General features: G+C 70.5%; 12 protein-coding genes and 1 pseudogene. 6 read left to right on the top strand and 7 right to left on the bottom strand.

Annotated elements, in window-relative coordinates; translation table 11 throughout:
- The 3 genes and pseudogenes from E1264_RS10365 to E1264_RS10355 all read right to left on the bottom strand — a co-directional run.
- Window positions 1-1,000: pseudogene (locus tag E1264_RS10365) on the bottom strand (hypothetical protein); the annotation flags it as partial.
- Window positions 1,001-1,179: 179 nt separating this feature from the next.
- A complete protein-coding gene (locus tag E1264_RS10360) occupies window positions 1,180-1,845 on the bottom strand; it encodes a cytochrome b/b6 domain-containing protein (protein WP_132172048.1) in 666 nt (221 codons plus the stop codon).
- The gene (locus E1264_RS10355; RefSeq protein ID WP_207935835.1) at window positions 1,832-2,536 is read right to left on the bottom strand and encodes a molybdopterin-dependent oxidoreductase; all 705 of its coding nucleotides are present in this window, start codon (window positions 2,534-2,536) and stop codon (window positions 1,832-1,834) included. Before E1264_RS10355 ends, E1264_RS10360 begins: the two co-directional genes overlap by 14 nt.
- Window positions 2,537-2,629: 93 nt before the next feature.
- Here E1264_RS10355 and E1264_RS10350 point away from each other — a divergent pair, with 93 nt between their 5' ends.
- The 3 genes from E1264_RS10350 to E1264_RS10340 all read left to right on the top strand — a co-directional run bounded on the left by E1264_RS10350 (window position 2,630) and on the right by E1264_RS10340 (window position 7,687).
- A complete protein-coding gene (locus E1264_RS10350) occupies window positions 2,630-3,220 on the top strand; it encodes an HhH-GPD-type base excision DNA repair protein (RefSeq protein ID WP_132172044.1) in 591 nt (196 codons plus the stop codon).
- A gap of 339 nt (window positions 3,221-3,559) precedes the next feature.
- On the top strand, window positions 3,560-5,752 hold the full coding sequence (locus E1264_RS10345) for a SpoIIE family protein phosphatase (RefSeq protein WP_132172042.1): 2,193 nt from the start codon (window positions 3,560-3,562) through the stop codon (window positions 5,750-5,752).
- 255 nt (window positions 5,753-6,007) lie between these two features.
- Window positions 6,008-7,687, top strand: a complete 1,680-nt coding sequence (locus E1264_RS10340) for an RNA polymerase sigma factor (protein ID WP_132172040.1) — start codon at window positions 6,008-6,010, stop codon at window positions 7,685-7,687.
- Window positions 7,688-7,755: 68 nt separating this feature from the next.
- Here E1264_RS10340 and yaaA read toward each other — a convergent pair whose 3' ends face one another.
- Complete coding sequence (gene yaaA, locus E1264_RS10335) at window positions 7,756-8,502, bottom strand: peroxide stress protein YaaA (RefSeq protein ID WP_132172038.1); 747 nt, start codon at window positions 8,500-8,502, stop codon at window positions 7,756-7,758.
- Window positions 8,503-8,525: 23 nt separating this feature from the next.
- Between yaaA and E1264_RS10330 the strand changes: the two genes are divergently transcribed.
- A complete protein-coding gene (locus tag E1264_RS10330; RefSeq protein ID WP_132172036.1) occupies window positions 8,526-9,251 on the top strand; it encodes a GNAT family N-acetyltransferase in 726 nt (241 codons plus the stop codon).
- A 178-nt stretch (window positions 9,252-9,429) separates the two neighbouring features.
- Here the strand turns inward: E1264_RS10330 and E1264_RS10325 are convergent, their stop codons facing one another.
- The 3 genes from E1264_RS10325 to E1264_RS10315 form a co-directional block, all read right to left on the bottom strand.
- Window positions 9,430-9,660 (bottom strand): hypothetical protein, encoded by a 231-nt coding sequence (locus E1264_RS10325; protein WP_132172034.1) that lies wholly within the window; start codon window positions 9,658-9,660, stop codon window positions 9,430-9,432.
- 119 nt (window positions 9,661-9,779) lie between these two features.
- Window positions 9,780-10,853 (bottom strand): ABC transporter permease, encoded by a 1,074-nt coding sequence (locus E1264_RS10320; RefSeq protein WP_132172032.1) that lies wholly within the window; start codon window positions 10,851-10,853, stop codon window positions 9,780-9,782.
- On the bottom strand, window positions 10,850-11,368 hold the full coding sequence (locus E1264_RS10315) for an ABC transporter ATP-binding protein (RefSeq protein WP_243710851.1): 519 nt from the start codon (window positions 11,366-11,368) through the stop codon (window positions 10,850-10,852). Before E1264_RS10315 ends, E1264_RS10320 begins: the two co-directional genes overlap by 4 nt.
- 194 nt (window positions 11,369-11,562) lie before the next feature.
- Between E1264_RS10315 and E1264_RS10310 the strand changes: the two genes are divergently transcribed.
- Both E1264_RS10310 and E1264_RS10305 read left to right on the top strand, forming a co-directional pair.
- Window positions 11,563-13,653 (top strand): DNA topoisomerase IV subunit B, encoded by a 2,091-nt coding sequence (locus tag E1264_RS10310; protein WP_243710850.1) that lies wholly within the window; start codon window positions 11,563-11,565, stop codon window positions 13,651-13,653.
- Window positions 13,654-13,752: 99 nt separating this feature from the next.
- The gene (locus E1264_RS10305; RefSeq protein WP_132172028.1) at window positions 13,753-14,907 is read left to right on the top strand and encodes a histidine kinase; all 1,155 of its coding nucleotides are present in this window, start codon (window positions 13,753-13,755) and stop codon (window positions 14,905-14,907) included.
- Window positions 14,908-14,910 lie beyond the last annotated feature (3 nt).

The raw sequence follows: 14,910 nt of genomic DNA, 5'->3' as shown, positions 1-14,910 counted from the left end.
CCGCCAGGACGTGGGGCACGGCCTCCTGTTCGCTCGGGGACAGCAGTACTTTCCGCGGCAGCCAGTCGAGCAGGAACATCTCGCATTTGACGGGGCTGACCCGCAGTGGCCGCCCGAAGTCGTGGGTGCAGCCGTACTCGATGATGCGGTCGACGCACCGGCTGGCCGCGGATCGGTCGGACAGGTCTTCGGCCTCGTCCGACGCGAGGAACCTCGCCGCGATCGTCGCCCGCCTGTCGCGCCCGTACACCGGTGCCTGGGGGAGGCGCCCGCCCGGCGGCAGGATGTCCACACGCGCGCGTACGAAGGCGTGGTAGGAGCCGAAGTTCTCGTTCACCGGCGGATCGTCGGTGTCGTCGGTGAGGTCCAGCGCGCTCTGCAACAGGGCCCTTGCGTCCCGCGAGTCGAGGGTCTCGAACTGCATCAGCGGGTTGTCGCGGCCCTCACGGCGGCAGTGGTCCAGGAGCCTGTCGACCTTGGACGAGACCCAGGCGTCCCTGACCATCCCGGGCATCGGCGGCCGTCCCGTGCGCGCGGCCCGGGCGAACGGGTCGCCGGCCCTCGGGACGGCCCCGGCCTTGTTGCGATCGACCAGGATGACCAGGGCGTGCCGTTCGGCGCCCCCGTAGGTGTAGGTGCAGACTATGGAGTCCTGGTCGCCGTAGACGTCCCTGGACACGAAGCAGTCCTCGGGCGCGACCATCCCCACCCGGTCGGCCCATCCCGGCCTGGCGACGCCCTTGCCCATCAGCTCCAGCGCCGCGCGCTCGGCCTTGGCGGCCTGGCGGGGGGTGCCCATGTAGGCGATCCCGATGAGCAGCGCCAGCGCGGCCGGCGTTCCCGCCGCCCCCGCGTAGTCGACCAGCGCTTCGCCGATGATCTCCTCGACGTCGCCGTCCGGCACCCGCTTCGCCCACCACGAGCCGAGGATCTCGCTGACGATGAGCTCGGCGTCCAGGGGGCTGCGGACGGCCAGCAGCTCGCGGGCATGCTGCAGCATGCCGTCGAAGATCGCGGTGACCTCGTCGGGGGGTGGCGATCCCTCTCGGCCCGGTTCCCCGGAGGAACGGTGGTGGCGGCGGGGATTCACCCTTCTAGCCTCTCAGATCAGCCATGGGCGCTGTCCAGGACACGTCCGAACAGTGGACAGTGGCCATCCGGGGCGGGCAAGGGGGCCGCTCAGTCGTCTCCGGGCCGAGACGGGCCATGCGCGTCGGCGTCCGCCCAGCCCGCGTGGTGCCGTGCCGCCCAGTCGGCCTCCACACGCCCGGTCAGCATCGCGCCCAGCGCGCCACGGTCCCGGAACGCCTCCCACAGGTGCCCTGCCGTCACCACGACGACGATCAGGAAGAGCCAGTCGTGGACGAACGTGGCGCCGGTCCGCCACCGGTCTCCCCAGGGATCGGGGAACGTCATGATCTCGCCGGTGCCGAGCATCAGCAGAATCGCCCCTGCGGTGAACGCCGCGTTCAGCTTCTGCCCCGCGTTGAACTTCCCCACGGGAATGACTCCGCGACCGCCCTGCACGGCCCTGCGGTCACGGCGCTTCAGCCACTCCCAGTCATGCGGGCCGAATCTGTTGAGCCGTCTCAGGTCGGTCCTGAAGGCGCGGGACGCGAGACCGAGCACGATCGGCACCGGCAGCGCGAACCCGCACCACACATGGACGGTCTTGAGCGCCTCCCGGTGACCCACCAGCGTCGACAGCATCGGCAGATACAGGCAAGCGGCGGTCACCACGCAGATCAGCATCAGCAACGCCGTCACATGATGGATCGCCCGCTCCGCCACGGTGAAACGCAGCAACCACGTGCGTTCGGCCGGGGCCGTGTCACGTCGGAGCATCGTCCCGCCCGTTCGACCGTCCCACCCAGGCATCGACGTCGTAGCCGAGGTTCTCCCAGTAACCGGGAACGACCTTGTCGGTCAGTTCGATGCCACTGAGCCACTTCAGCGACTTGTAGCCGTACATGGGCGCCACGTAGAGGCGCGCCGGTCCGCCGTGGTCGTGCGTGACGGGCTTGCCCTCCATCTGCGTCGCCACGAGGACGTCCCGCCGGCGCGCCTGCTGCAGCGTCAGCGACTCCGTGTAGACGCCGTCGAACGACGTGAATCGCACGGCACGGGCCTTGCGCGACACTCCCACCGCGTCCAGCAGATCGGGAAGGGCCACGCCCACCCAACGCACGTCCGGTACGCGCCAGCCCGTCACGCATTGGAAGTCCTTGTCGAGCACCGTCTGGGGGAACCGCGCCAGATCGGCCATCCCGAACGACTGAGGCTTGTCGACGAGGCCACCGACGGTCACGCGGTGGGTTTCCGCGCTGCGCCGCTTCACGCTCCCGGTGACGGAGTAGTAGCGGAACCCTCCGGCCGCCGGGAGGATGTCCCCGATCGGCCCCACCGGCGCCAGGGCACGGCTCACGCCGTCCTGAACGGACGCCCCCACGGCGACCCCGACCGCGCCGAGACCGAGCATCCCGAGCACCACCCGGCGACCGACGGGAGCCCCTTCCGCCCGTTCGTCCTCGCTCACTTCTTCATTCGAGCACCACGGCACGCCACACGCCAGGCTCCGGTCACGCCCGTAAGACTTCTGACAGAAATGGACCGGCTCTAAGCTGGGCCCATGGCCACGAAGGTTCATCTCTCCCAGCGTCCGGAAGCCGACGAACTGCTCGGACGCAGCCCGCTGGCCGCGCTGGTCGGCATGCTGCTCGACCAGCAGATCCCGATGGAGTGGGCCTTCACGGGCCCCTACACCATCACCCAGCGGCTCGGCTCCGACGACCTGGACGCGCACGAGATCGCCGCATACGACCCCGAGCGGTTCGCGGCGCTGCTGTCGGAGAAGCCCGCCGTCCATCGGTACCCCGGGTCCATGGCCAAGCGGGTCCAGCAGCTGTGCCAATACCTCGTGGACAACTACGACGGGGACGCCGAGAAGCTGTGGAAAGGCGTGGACAGCGGCAAGGAACTGTTCAAGCGCCTCAACGCCCTCCCCGGGTACGGCAAGCAGAAAGCGCAGATTTTCGTGGCGCTGCTCGGCAAGCAGTACGGGGTCCGGCCGGAGGGGTGGCGCGAGGCCGCCGGGGCCTACGGCGAGGAAGGCTCCCACCGGTCCGTCGCCGACATCACCGGCCCCGAGTCGCTCGCCCAGGTCCGTGCCTTCAAGCAGGAGCAGAAGACCGCGGCAAAGGCGGCCAAGGCCGCGAAATAGGAGCGTCCCGGTATCGGTGGGAGGCGCTGGCCGGAACTCGCCGAACAAGCCGAGTTGACGCCCTGTGACGCCAGGGCGCCGTAACATCTCCTACTCGCCGTCCTGGCGGACCGCCTCCCGCGTCCTCCACGAACGGTGTCCGAATCCGACGTGTTCGCCCGGGCCGAAGGGGATAAGGATGTTCATCAGGGCTTCCGTACGCGGCGAACCATCGGGATGATGAATACCTGACTCCGACGGTGTTGTGATGGAGGCGGGAGCGCTAGCCTGCTCCCATTCACTCATAGTGATGAAAACTTGCCGCGCGGTACGGGACCCTCTGGGGCGGAGGTGTTGTCCATGAGCACCGAGACGTCCGTCCCGCATCCCCGCGTCTCAGGGGTGGAGGGGCAGCCCATGGATGCGTCGGACGCCGCGCTGTACGCGACCCTGCTGACCGAGGCCCCCGCGGGTCTCGCGTTCTTCGACCGCGATCTGCGCTGCCGCAGGGCCAACGACGCGCTCGCGGAGCTCCTGGGCGTGCCCGTGGGCGATCTGCAGCAGCGGCGGCCCGGTGAGGTCCTGCCGGAGGCGCTGGCGACGGCGTTCGAGTCGGCCCTGCGCAAGGTGATCGACGAGAACCGCCCGCTGAGCGACCTCGACCTGGTCGTCCCCGCCGGCGAGCCCGCCACGGCCGAGCAGGACGGCACGGCCGAGCAGGACGGCACGGCCCCTGCCGCCCCGCCCGTGGCCCCAGGTGACGCCTCCCTGGCGACGGCGACCGAGGAGCGCATCCTGGCCTGCTCGTGGCTGCCCGCCAAGGGCGCCGACGGCAAGCACCTGGGCGTCGTCCTGACCGCGCTGGACGTGACCGAGCGGCGCAGGGCCGAGGAGGTCATCCGCCGCAAGGAGCAGCGCTACCGCTCGCTCGTGGAGGCCAGCGCCCAGGTGGTGTGGGTCGCCGCCCCGGACGGCGGCGTCATCGACGACGCGCCCGAATGGCGCGCCATCACCGGGCAGGCGCCGGACGACTACGAGGTCGGCGGCTGGCTGGCCGTGGTCCACCCCGAGGACCGTCCCCGCATCGAGGCCGCGTGGGGCGAGTGCGTCGAGGAGAACCGGGTCTTCGAGACCAACTACCGGATCCGCACCAAGAGCGGCACCTACCGGCACTTCGACGTCCGGGCCGTGCCCATCTGGCAGGGCGACGCGGTCATCGAGTGGGTCGGCGCCAACACCGACGTCACCGGGCAGCGCGAGGCCGAGGAGATGCGCGGGCGGCTGACCGAGCAGCTGTCGGCGGCGGCGCTGCGCACGGCGCGCCTCCAGCAGGCCACCTCCATGCTCGCCGAGGCGCTGACCGTGTCCCAGGTCGTCCAGGTGATCACCGAGGTCGGGCGGTCGGCCATCGGCGCCGACTACTCCGCCGTGGCGCTTCTGGACGACGACAAGCTCCGCCTCAGCGTCGTGGCCCCGTCGCAACCGGGCGCCGAGGGCGAGTCCAGCCCCGCCTCCCGCGACGCGATCAAGGTCAGTGACCAGACCGTCATGTCGGTGGCGGTGCGCGAGAGCCGCCCCTTCCTGGCCGAGCATCCCGACAGCCTGCGCCTGCAGCTGGGCCACGGCGAGAAGGATCTGTTCGCCCAGCACACCGAAGAACGCGCCTGGGTGGGGCTACCGCTGCTCGCCGCAGGCGCGCCCATAGGCGCACTGCGTTTCTCGTTCACCCGCCCTAGGGAGATCACCGAGGAGGAACGGGTCTTCCTGGAGGCCCTCGCGGGCCAGTGCGCCCTGGCTGTCGAGCGCGCCCTGCTGTTCGAGCGCGAGCACAAGACGGCCGAGGAGCTCCAGCGCAGCCTCCTGCCCAGCGACCTCCCGCAACTGCCGGGCATGGTCCTGGCCGCCCGCTACAACCCCGCGACACGCCACGTCCAGGTCGGCGGCGACTGGTACGACGTGTTCCGGCTCCCCGACCGCCGCCTCGCCGTGGCCGTCGGCGACGTCATGGGCAAGGGCGTCCTCGCCGCGGCCGGTATGGGCCGCGTCCGCAACGCCCTGCGCGCCCTCGCGCTGAACGACCCGCGCCCCGCCGCCGTCCTCGCCGGGCTGGACCGGCTGTTCAGCGCCACCGAGGACGAGGAGCAGTTCACCACCGTCGCCTACGCGGTGATCGACCCCGAGACCGGGCACGGCGAGTTCAGCAACGCCGGCCATCCGCCACCCCTCCTGATCTCGCCCGACACGCCCGCGCGCGTCAGCACGCGGGAGCCGGGAACCCCTCTCGGCTGGCCGAGCGAGCGACAGCAGACAAGTTTTTCCATCGATACCGGCAACACTGTGGTGTTCTATTCCGATGGACTTGTGGAGAACCGTAGGCGTGGGGTGGACGCAGGGCTCGAGGAGCTGGTCGCCGTTGCGGCGGACGCCCCACCTGAAGTGGTAGGAGATCCCGAGAGACTCGTCGACTTCCTGGTCGATCGGATGCTTGCCGGGTATGAGCAGGTAGACGATGTGACCGTGCTTGCCCTGCACGTCCCGCCCAAGCCCGCCTGAACCGCGCCGAAGACGACGCGATGACGGCGGAGCACGTACGAAGGACCGTCCCGCGCCCTCTAAGGTGGAGAGTTACCGGGTAGGACTTCACAGGCGGAATGCGCAGCAGTGCCAGAATGCTTGACCCAATGAGAGCGGGTACGCTGCGGTCCCGCACCGGGAGGTCCGCTCCGTGTGCGGTCCCACACCAGTGTGAGGCCGGGCCCGTCAGGGCACTTGGGTCAGCCAAGCCACACGTTCGTTCGAGAGGTATTTGTGTCGCCTGCTAGCTCGACCTCGAAAGCGTCAGATCTGCACGATCACGTCATCGCGCAACTGATCGAGCGTGGACGGTCCCAGGGCAATCGCCTCGAAGCCGACGACGTACGACGTACGTTCGAGGAGGCCGACATCCCCGTGTCAGCGGCCTCCAGCATTCTGCGGAGCCTCAGCAAGGAGGGTGTGACCGTCATGGTGAGCGCTGCCGACTCCGCGGCGCCCAAGCGTCCGCGCAAGCGCGCGTCGCAGCCGGTGCGCAGGCCCAAGACCGCCGCGGCGGCCAAGGAGCAGCCCGACACGGTGACCGCGGTCGTCGGGGACGACGCCGTCGAGGCGGTCGCCGAGGAGATCGTGGCCGAGCCGCGTCCCGCGGCCGTCAAGCCCGCGCCGCCGAAGAAGGCCGCGCCCGCGAAGGGCGCCAAGTCCAAGAAGGCCGCGCCGCCGAAGAAGGGCCCGGCGCAGGACGCCAAGTCCGCCCCGGCCAAGCCCGCCAAGAAGGCGTCCGACGACCCGGACGTCGACGACGACGTCGAGGTCGATCTCGACGCCGACCTCGCCGATCTCGACGTCGACCTTGAGGACGACCCGACGGCCGAGGCCGTGGAGGCGCCCGAGGCCGAGGAGGACGAGGTCGTCCCCGCGCCCGCGGCGAAGGCGGCGCCCGCCGCCGGCAAGCCCGCCGACGGCGCTCCCGCCGAGGAGGAGGGCTTCACCCTCGGCGACGACGACGAGGACGCGCCCGCGCAGCAGATCGCGGCCGCCGGCGCCACCGCCGACCCCGTCAAGGACTACCTCAAGCAGATCGGCAAGGTCCCGCTGCTCAACGCCGAGCAGGAGGTGGAGCTCGCCAAGCGCATCGAGGCCGGGCTCTTCGCGGAGGAGCGGCTCGCGGCCGCCGCTGCCGCGATGACCGAGGAGGACCTCGAAGACTTCGAGTGGATCGCCGAGGACGGCCGCCGCGCCAAGAACCACCTCCTGGAGGCCAACCTCCGGCTGGTGGTGTCGCTGGCCAAGCGCTACACCGGGCGCGGCATGCTGTTCCTGGACCTGATCCAGGAGGGCAACCTCGGCCTGATCCGCGCGGTCGAGAAGTTCGACTACACCAAGGGCTACAAGTTCTCCACCTACGCCACCTGGTGGATCCGGCAGGCGATCACCCGCGCGATGGCCGACCAGGCCCGCACCATCCGCATCCCGGTGCACATGGTCGAGGTCATCAACAAGCTCGCGCGCGTGCAGCGGCAGATGCTCCAGGACCTGGGCCGCGAGCCCACCCCGGAGGAGCTCGCCAAGGAGCTCGACATGACCCCGGAGAAGGTCGTCGAGGTCCAGAAGTACGGCCGCGAGCCCATCTCGCTGCACACGCCCCTGGGCGAGGACGGCGACAGCGAGTTCGGCGACCTCATCGAGGACTCCGAGGCCATCGTCCCGGCGGACGCGGTCAGCTTCACGCTCCTGCAGGAGCAGCTGCACTCCGTCCTGGACACGCTCAGCGAGCGCGAGGCGGGCGTGGTGTCGATGCGGTTCGGCCTCACCGACGGCCAGCCGAAGACGCTGGACGAGATCGGCAAGGTGTACGGGGTGACCCGGGAGCGCATCCGCCAGATCGAGTCCAAGACCATGTCGAAGCTGCGCCACCCGTCCCGCTCCCAGGTCCTGCGCGACTACCTCGACTGATCCTTCTACGGCACCGATTCAGGGCTCCCGTGACCGGGGGCCCTGTTTCGTTCGGCCTCCTATGGACGTCAGTCGGGGAGGACGATGTCGAGGTTCGCGCCGTTGAGCTCGGCGGTGTGGCCGAGGTCGGCGACGGCCTTCAGCAGCGCTTCCGGGGTGCGCGGCGCGGCGCCCGCCTTGAGGAGGTCGTGCGCGATCTGCCCGCGCGTCGCCTTCGCCATGTGGCTGACCACGGTCCGCTTCGGGACGCCGCCGACGACCCGTTCCCGGAACACCCGCACGGCCACGGCCCGCCCGGGTGGCGCCTTCCACACCGACGCGTACGGCCCGGAGCGCATGTCGACGATCAGGTCGTCGTCCAGCTGCAGGGCCTTGCGCATGGGCGGGCGCCAGAGCGTGCCCAGACGGCCCGCAGGGGGCAGCGACACCGCCATGGCCAGCCGGTAGGGCGGGACCCGGTCGGTGAGCCGCAGCGCGCCCCACAGCCCGGAGAAGACGATGATCTGCTCGGCGGCGGCCTCGGCGTCGAGGTCGGCCAGGTTCAGGTGGTCGTACAGGACGCCCGCGTAGAGCCGCGCCGCGGGCAGCGTCGGCGCCTCGCGCAAGGCCAGGTTGCGGGCCAGGGCCTCGTCCGCCTGGCCCGGTGGCAGGGCGAGCACCTTCGCCGCGTTCTTGCGCCCGCTCGCCCGCGTCAGGGCCTTCAGGACGCGTTCGCGCGCCGGGTTGAGGCCGGGGAAGCTGAGCGACCCCAGGTCGAGGGGCGGGCCGTCTCCATCGGTAGCCTTCTTCTCCGACGGTGGCAGCAGGATGTGCACGATCCCCCCGAAAGCGGTGACGGATGACGCGGTTCCCAGAGGTCGGCAGGCTCGTCGCCGAAGCATGGCCCGCGCCGTCCACCCAGGATATGGGCGGGTGGCTGCTGCGGCACGCCGGAGGGGTGACCAAGCGCGCCAACTCCGTCCTGCCTCTGGACGATCCAGGCGACGTGGGGCACGCCGTCGACCAGGCGGAGCGCTTCTACGCCGCGATGGGCCTGCCGACCGTGTTCTCCATCGACACCCAGGCGAAGCCTGCACATCTCGACGGGTTCCTGGAGGGACGCGGCTACGAGCTGGTGGATCCGACGCTCGCCATGGTGGCGGACATAGCGGGCCCCTACGAGCGCGACGGGGTGGAGATCGCGCGGGCGCCGTCGAGGGAATGGCTGGACCTCTGGTGGTCGGTGGACGGCCGCTTCGACCACCAGCTGCCGACGGCGGAGAGGATCCTCACCGGAGTGCCTGCGGCCTACGCGTCGCTGGACGGCGTCGCCGTCGGACGCGGCGTGCCCCAAGGGAAGTGGCTCGGCGTGTACGCGATGGCCGTCGCTCCAGAAGCGCGCAGGCGGGGTCTGGGACGGCGCGTCCTGCGCGCGCTGCTCGGCTGGGGGCGCGAGCAGGGGTGCGAGCGGGCCTACCTGGTCGTCGTCGAGCGGAACGCGCCCGCGCGGGCCATGTACGAGGCGGAGGGATTCGCGCACGTCAGCGGCTATCACTATCGGGTGAAGAAAGTCACGAGCGGCTGACGGCGAACCCGCCGGGTGATCCACCCCACTCGGACGGCCATTATCTGATACGTTACGCGATCACTTAATTACTGGGCGGAGTTGCGCCCAATGTGCTCCGCGATAGCCGAACGGGCGGAATGCGAACGGCGGCCACCGTCTCCGGTGACCGCCGTTCAGGGCGCCTGCTATATCGGGATCACCGCTCGTCGTCCGTAGCGGCGGGCGGGGTTTCGATGAGCCGGTCGGTCTCGTCCTGAATGTCGGCCCCGTTGGCGCGGAGGGCCTCTGCGTACTTGCGTCCGTGGTGGGCGCAGAACAGAAGGTCGCCGCCGCCTACAAGGACTGCACGGACGTAGGCCTGAGCGCCGCAACGGTCGCATCGGTCGGCGACGGTCAACGGCTTGGTTGGGGCAAGGGCTCCAGTCACGGCACCTTCCTCATGCTCGGGGTCGGTACTTAGGACAACATCTAACCCGACGCTGACGTTCCCAACCTGGTTCTTCGTACGCCCACAGCGGAATGGCCCAATAAGTGACCGACATCACATTAGGCGTCGTCCCATCGGAACAGCCGCATGGCGATCACCGCGCCGGCGACCGCGACGCCGAGCAGGACTGCTATGTGCGGCAATGCGGACGCGGGCCCGAGACCGCGGCCCATGACGTTGAGCATCCCCTCGTTCAGGTACCGCAGCGGGAAGGCGTACGAGAGCGCCCTCATCCAGCCCGGCGACGCGTCCAGCGGGAAGAAGGAGCCGCCCAGGAACGCCATCGGCAGGACGACGAGCTGCGTCACCGCCTGGGCCGTCTCCTGTGTCTTGGCCCACGCGCCGATCAGCATGCCGATCGACAGGAAGGCCAGCACCCCGGACAGCACCATCGGGATCGCCATCCACCAGGCGCCCCCTAGCCGGAGCCCGAACACGGGCAGCTGGGCGACCAGCACGAACAGCGCGAACTGCACGAGCGCGATGGCGAGGCTGACCGCCACGCGCGCGGCGAACACGGTGGGTATCGGCGCAGGGGAGAGCTGGAGGCGGCGCAGGATGCCCTTGGTCCGCCACGTCACCAGCGTCTGCGACGCCCCGAAGACGCCCGCCGACGCCAGCGCCCACCCCAGCAGGCTGGGCGTGAAGAACTGGATGGCCTTGAGAGAGTCGTCCTCAACCTGCTGGCCGGTCATCATGTAGGCGGGCGGGCGGCCGGTGGCCCCGAGGTTCGCCGACTGGACGATCGAGTCCATCAGCCCCCGGACCGTCCCCGACTTGACCTGGTCGGCCGCGGAGTAGTGCACGATCAGCTCGTTGCCGCGCTGCTCGACCGCGGCGTCCGCGTCGCCCTTCTCCACGTCGCGCAGCGCGCCCGCCCGGTCGGACGACTTCGTCACCTTCATGACCTTGCCGAGTTCGTCCCCGCCCTGGGCGACGGCCTGGTCCAGGATCGACGAAGCGCCGACCTCCCGCACCTCCACCTTGGACGTCGTCTGGTGGCCGAAGACCCCGCCGAGGATGACCAGGAACATCAGGGGGAACAGCACGGTGAAGAACATCGCGGTCCGGTCCCACCGGAAGCCGAGGAACATGGCCCTGGAGAGGCTCTTGAAGCTCTCGTAGGCGCTCATGCCCGGTACTCCCGTCCCGTGAGCTCCAGGAAGACGTCCTCCAGGGTGGCGCCGCGGATCCGGACGCCGTCGAGCGCGTCCTCGGCCGCCATCGCCGCGACCACGGCCGACGGGTCGCGGGTGGAGATGGTCAGCGAGACGCCGTCGTCGACGACCTCGTCCACCCCCGGCAGGCGCTGCGCGTCCGCCACCGCCAGGACGCCGCTCACCACGCTGATCCTGGCCGGGACGTCCAGGCCGCGCACCAGGGCGGCCGGTGGGCCGAGCTTGAGGATGCGGCCCGCGTCCATGATGGCCACGCGGTCGCAGAGCACCTCCGCCTCGTCCATGTAGTGCGTGGTCAGCACGATCGTGCGGCCTTCGGTGTTGATCTCGCGCAGGACGTCCCAGAGGTTGCGGCGGGCCTGCGGGTCCAGGGCGGCGGTGGGCTCGTCCAGGAACACCAGCTCCGGGTCGTGCACGAGCGCGCACGCGATGGACAGGCGCTGCGCCTGGCCGCCCGACAGGCTCTCCACCCGGACGTCCGCCTGGACGGGTGGCGACGTATCGGACGGGGAACCGGGGGCGGCGATGCGGGTAGCCTGGCGAACCGTCAGGATCCGCCGCGCAGATGTGCCGGAACGTCCGCGGCGGCGAGCCTTTCGGAGGATTGTCGGTGACCGGGGGTACCCTGCTGCCGACCGTCCCACCCCCGAGGAGCACAGGCACGTTGACCGCTGCGACCGCTGAAGCGACCACCGAAGACCCCAACGGCTACTCCGCCCGGCACCTCTCGGTGCTGGAGGGCCTGGAGGCCGTGCGCAAGCGACCCGGCATGTACGTCGGGTCGACCGACAGCCGGGGCCTCGCGCACTGCCTGTGGGAGATCGTCGACAACTCCGTGGACGAGGCCCTCGCCGGGTACTGCACCCACATCAGCGTGACGCTGCACGCGGACGGGTCCTTCGAGGTGGCCGACAACGGCCGCGGCATCCCGGTCGACCTGGAGCCGAAGACGGGCCTGCCGGGCGTCGAGCTGGTCATGACGCGGCTGCACGCGGGCGGCAAGTTCGGCGGGGTCTCCTACACGGCGTCGGGCGGCCTGCACGGTGTCGGCGCGTCCGTGGTGAACGCGCTGTCCGCGCGGCTGGACGTCGAGGTCGACCTGCACGGGCACACCCACGCGATCAGCTTCCGGCGCGGCGTGCCCGGCGAGTTCGCCGACGACGGGCGCCCGAACGCCCGGTTCAAGAAGAAGTCGGGGCTGCGGCAGATCCGCAAGGTCGCCAAGAAGGTCACGGGCACCCGCGTCCGCTTCTGGCCCGACCTGCAGATTTTCCTGAAGGACGCCACGGTCGAGCAGTCCCTCGTCCTCGACAGGATGCGGCAGACCGCGTTCCTCGTCCCCGGCCTGACGATCGACGTCCGCGACGAGCGCGGCGAGGAGATCGTCGACGAGACGTTCCGGTTCGACGGCGGCATCAGCGAGTTCTGCGCCTACCTGGCCAAGGACGCCCCGGTCGTCGACGTCCTGCGTCTCCAGGGCCGCGGCCACTTCACCGAGACCGTGCCCGTCCTCGACGACCAGGGCCACCTCACGCCCACCGACGTGGAACGCGACCTCGAGGTCGACATCGCGCTGCGCTGGGGCACCGGCTACGACACGATCACCAAGTCGTTCGTCAACGTGATCGCCACCCCGAAGGGCGGCACCCACGTCCGCGGCTTCGACCGCGCCGTACTGAAGGTGCTGAACGAGCAGCTCCGGGCGACGAAGCTGCTGAAGAACGGCGACGAGGACGTCCTGAAGGAGGACGTGCTGGAGGGGCTCACCGCGGTCGTGACCGTCCGGCTCCCCGAGCCGCAGTTCGAGGGGCAGACCAAGGAGATCCTCGGCACGTCCGCCGCGACCCGCATCGTGTCCCAGGTCGTCCAGCGGGAGCTGCGCGCGATCTTCGAGAACCCGCCGCGCGGGCAGAAGCAGCCGCTGCGGGCCGTCCTGGAGAAGGTCGCCGGGGCCGCCAAGACCCGCATCGCCGCCCGCACCCAGCGCGACAACCAGCGCCGCAAGAACGCCCTGGAGAACTCCGCGCTGCCCGCCAAGCTCGTCGACTGCCGTACCACCGACGACCGCAGCGAGCTGTTCATCGTCGAGGGCGACTCGGCGCTCGGCACCGCCAAGCTCGCCCGCAACTCCGAGTTCCAGGCGCTGCTGCCGATCCGCGGCAAGATCCTCAACGTGCAGAAGGCGTCCGTCGCCGACATGCTCAAGAACGCCGAGTGCGCCGCGATCATCCAGGTCATCGGCGCCGGGTCGGGCCGCACGTTCGACATCGACGCCGCCCGCTACGGCCGGATCATCCTGATGGCCGACGCGGACGTCGACGGCTCGCACATCCGCACCCTGCTGCTCACGCTGCTGTACCGCTACATGCGGCCGATGCTGGAGGAGGGGCGCGTCTACACCGCCGTCCCGCCGCTGCACCGCATCGAGCTGGTCAAGCCCAAGAAGGGGCAGGACAAGTACGTCTACTGCTACAGCGACGGCGAGCTGACCCGCAAGCTGGTCGAGTTCGAGCGCAAGGGCCAGCGGTGGAAGGAGCCGGTGCAGCGCTACAAGGGCCTCGGCGAGATGGACGCCGACCAGCTCGCGGAGACCACCATGGACCCGCGCCACCGCATGCTGCGCCGCATCCGCGTCGAGGACGCCGACGAGGCGTCCAAGATCTTCGAGCTGCTGATGGGCAGCGACGTGGCCCCGCGGCGCGCGTTCATCACCGCGGGCGCGTCCGAGCTCGACGCCGAACGCATCGACGTCTGACCCCGCTCCGCCGCGGGCGGTGCGTCCACCCGGCGGTGGAGGGCGGGATTCCAGCCCGGCGCCGATCCGCGCGCCGCCCGCGTCCCATAGCTTCGTACAGTGAAGTCCGCGAAGTCCGGGAAGTGCAGAACGTCGCTCCTCGAGCGGTACGCGATGGCGGCGATCGTCACCGTCCTGCTGGCATGGGCGGTCGTCGCCTACGTGCGCGCCCTCTTCGACTCCGAGGACCCGCCCGCGCTGCACGGGGTCGGCCTGGCCATCACCGTCCTGAACGTCGTCATGATCGCCCTTCTGGTCGGCGGCGTGCGCCTCGGCCGACAGAAGGAGTCGCGGTGGCGGACGGCGTCGATCGCCCTGCTGGCGGGCGCCGTGACGGCGTCGGTCGCGTTCTACGGCATCGAGCCCGACTTCGGCGGCGGATTCGTCGTCGCCATGATCGCCCTCTGGGCGCTGTTCTTCCGGTTGCCGCTGCTCGTGGGCATCGCCGCGAGCGGTGCCACGGTCCTCGCGGTGAGCGTCCTCGGGGCGATCTTCCGGGACGACGGCGCCGATCTCGGGCTGCTGATCGCGTTCATGGGCGTCACCCTGGGCGCCGCCGCGAGCCGCCAGGGGATGGCCGCGCAGGAGGCGACCCGCCGCGCGGAGGCCGCCAACGCCGTGCTCGCCGAACGGTCGCACATCGCGCGGGAGATCCACGACATCCTCGCCCATTCGCTGTCTGCGCAGATCGTCCACCTGGAAGGGGCGCGGCTGCTGCTGTCCCGGGACGGTGACCGCGTGCAGGCCCTGGACCGGGTGGAGCGCGCGCGGAACCTCGCCCGTTCGGGCCTGGACGAGACCAGGCGGGCCTTGGCCACGCTTCGCGGGGACGTCCCGGAGCCCAAGGAGGCCCTCGCGGAGCTGGCCGAGGAGTTCCACGCGAGCACGGGCCGCCCTTGCGACGTGCAGGTGACGGGTGCGCCGCGCGAGCTGTCGCCCCAGGCGGGGCTTGCCGTGGTCCGCACCGCGCAGGAGGCGCTCACGAACGTCCGCAAACACGCTCCCGGCGCGCGCGCACATGTCGTCCTGCGCTACTTGAACGACAGGGTCGAGCTCGAAGTGACCGATAGCGGCGCCACAGAGCCCGTCCTGGAGCTGGGCGGGGGCGGGTACGGCCTGGTGGGGATGCGGGAGCGCGCCGAACTGATCGATGGGACGCTGGTGACCGGCCCGGACGGCGGCGGATTCCGTGTGTCGCTCCGGGTGCCGGTGTGACGG

The organism is Actinomadura sp. KC216 (genome assembly GCF_004348535.1).
Taxonomy (GTDB): domain Bacteria; phylum Actinomycetota; class Actinomycetes; order Streptosporangiales; family Streptosporangiaceae; genus Spirillospora.
The sequence above is the reverse complement of the archived record's forward strand: the minus strand, read 5'-3'. Positions and strand labels throughout refer to the sequence as shown.

Bases quoted from the DNA above. Each gene is read 5' to 3' on its own strand.
- E1264_RS10360 (WP_132172048.1), bottom strand. From the start codon at position 1,845: ATGCTCCGACGTGACACGGCCCCGGCCGAACGCACGTGGTTGCTGCGT.
- E1264_RS10350 (WP_132172044.1), top strand. From the start codon at position 2,630: ATGGCCACGAAGGTTCATCTCTCCCAGCGTCCGGAAGCCGACGAACTG.
- E1264_RS10345 (WP_132172042.1), top strand. From the start codon at position 3,560: ATGAGCACCGAGACGTCCGTCCCGCATCCCCGCGTCTCAGGGGTGGAG.
- E1264_RS10330 (WP_132172036.1), top strand. From the start codon at position 8,526: ATGACGCGGTTCCCAGAGGTCGGCAGGCTCGTCGCCGAAGCATGGCCC.
- E1264_RS10320 (WP_132172032.1), bottom strand. From the start codon at position 10,853: ATGAGCGCCTACGAGAGCTTCAAGAGCCTCTCCAGGGCCATGTTCCTC.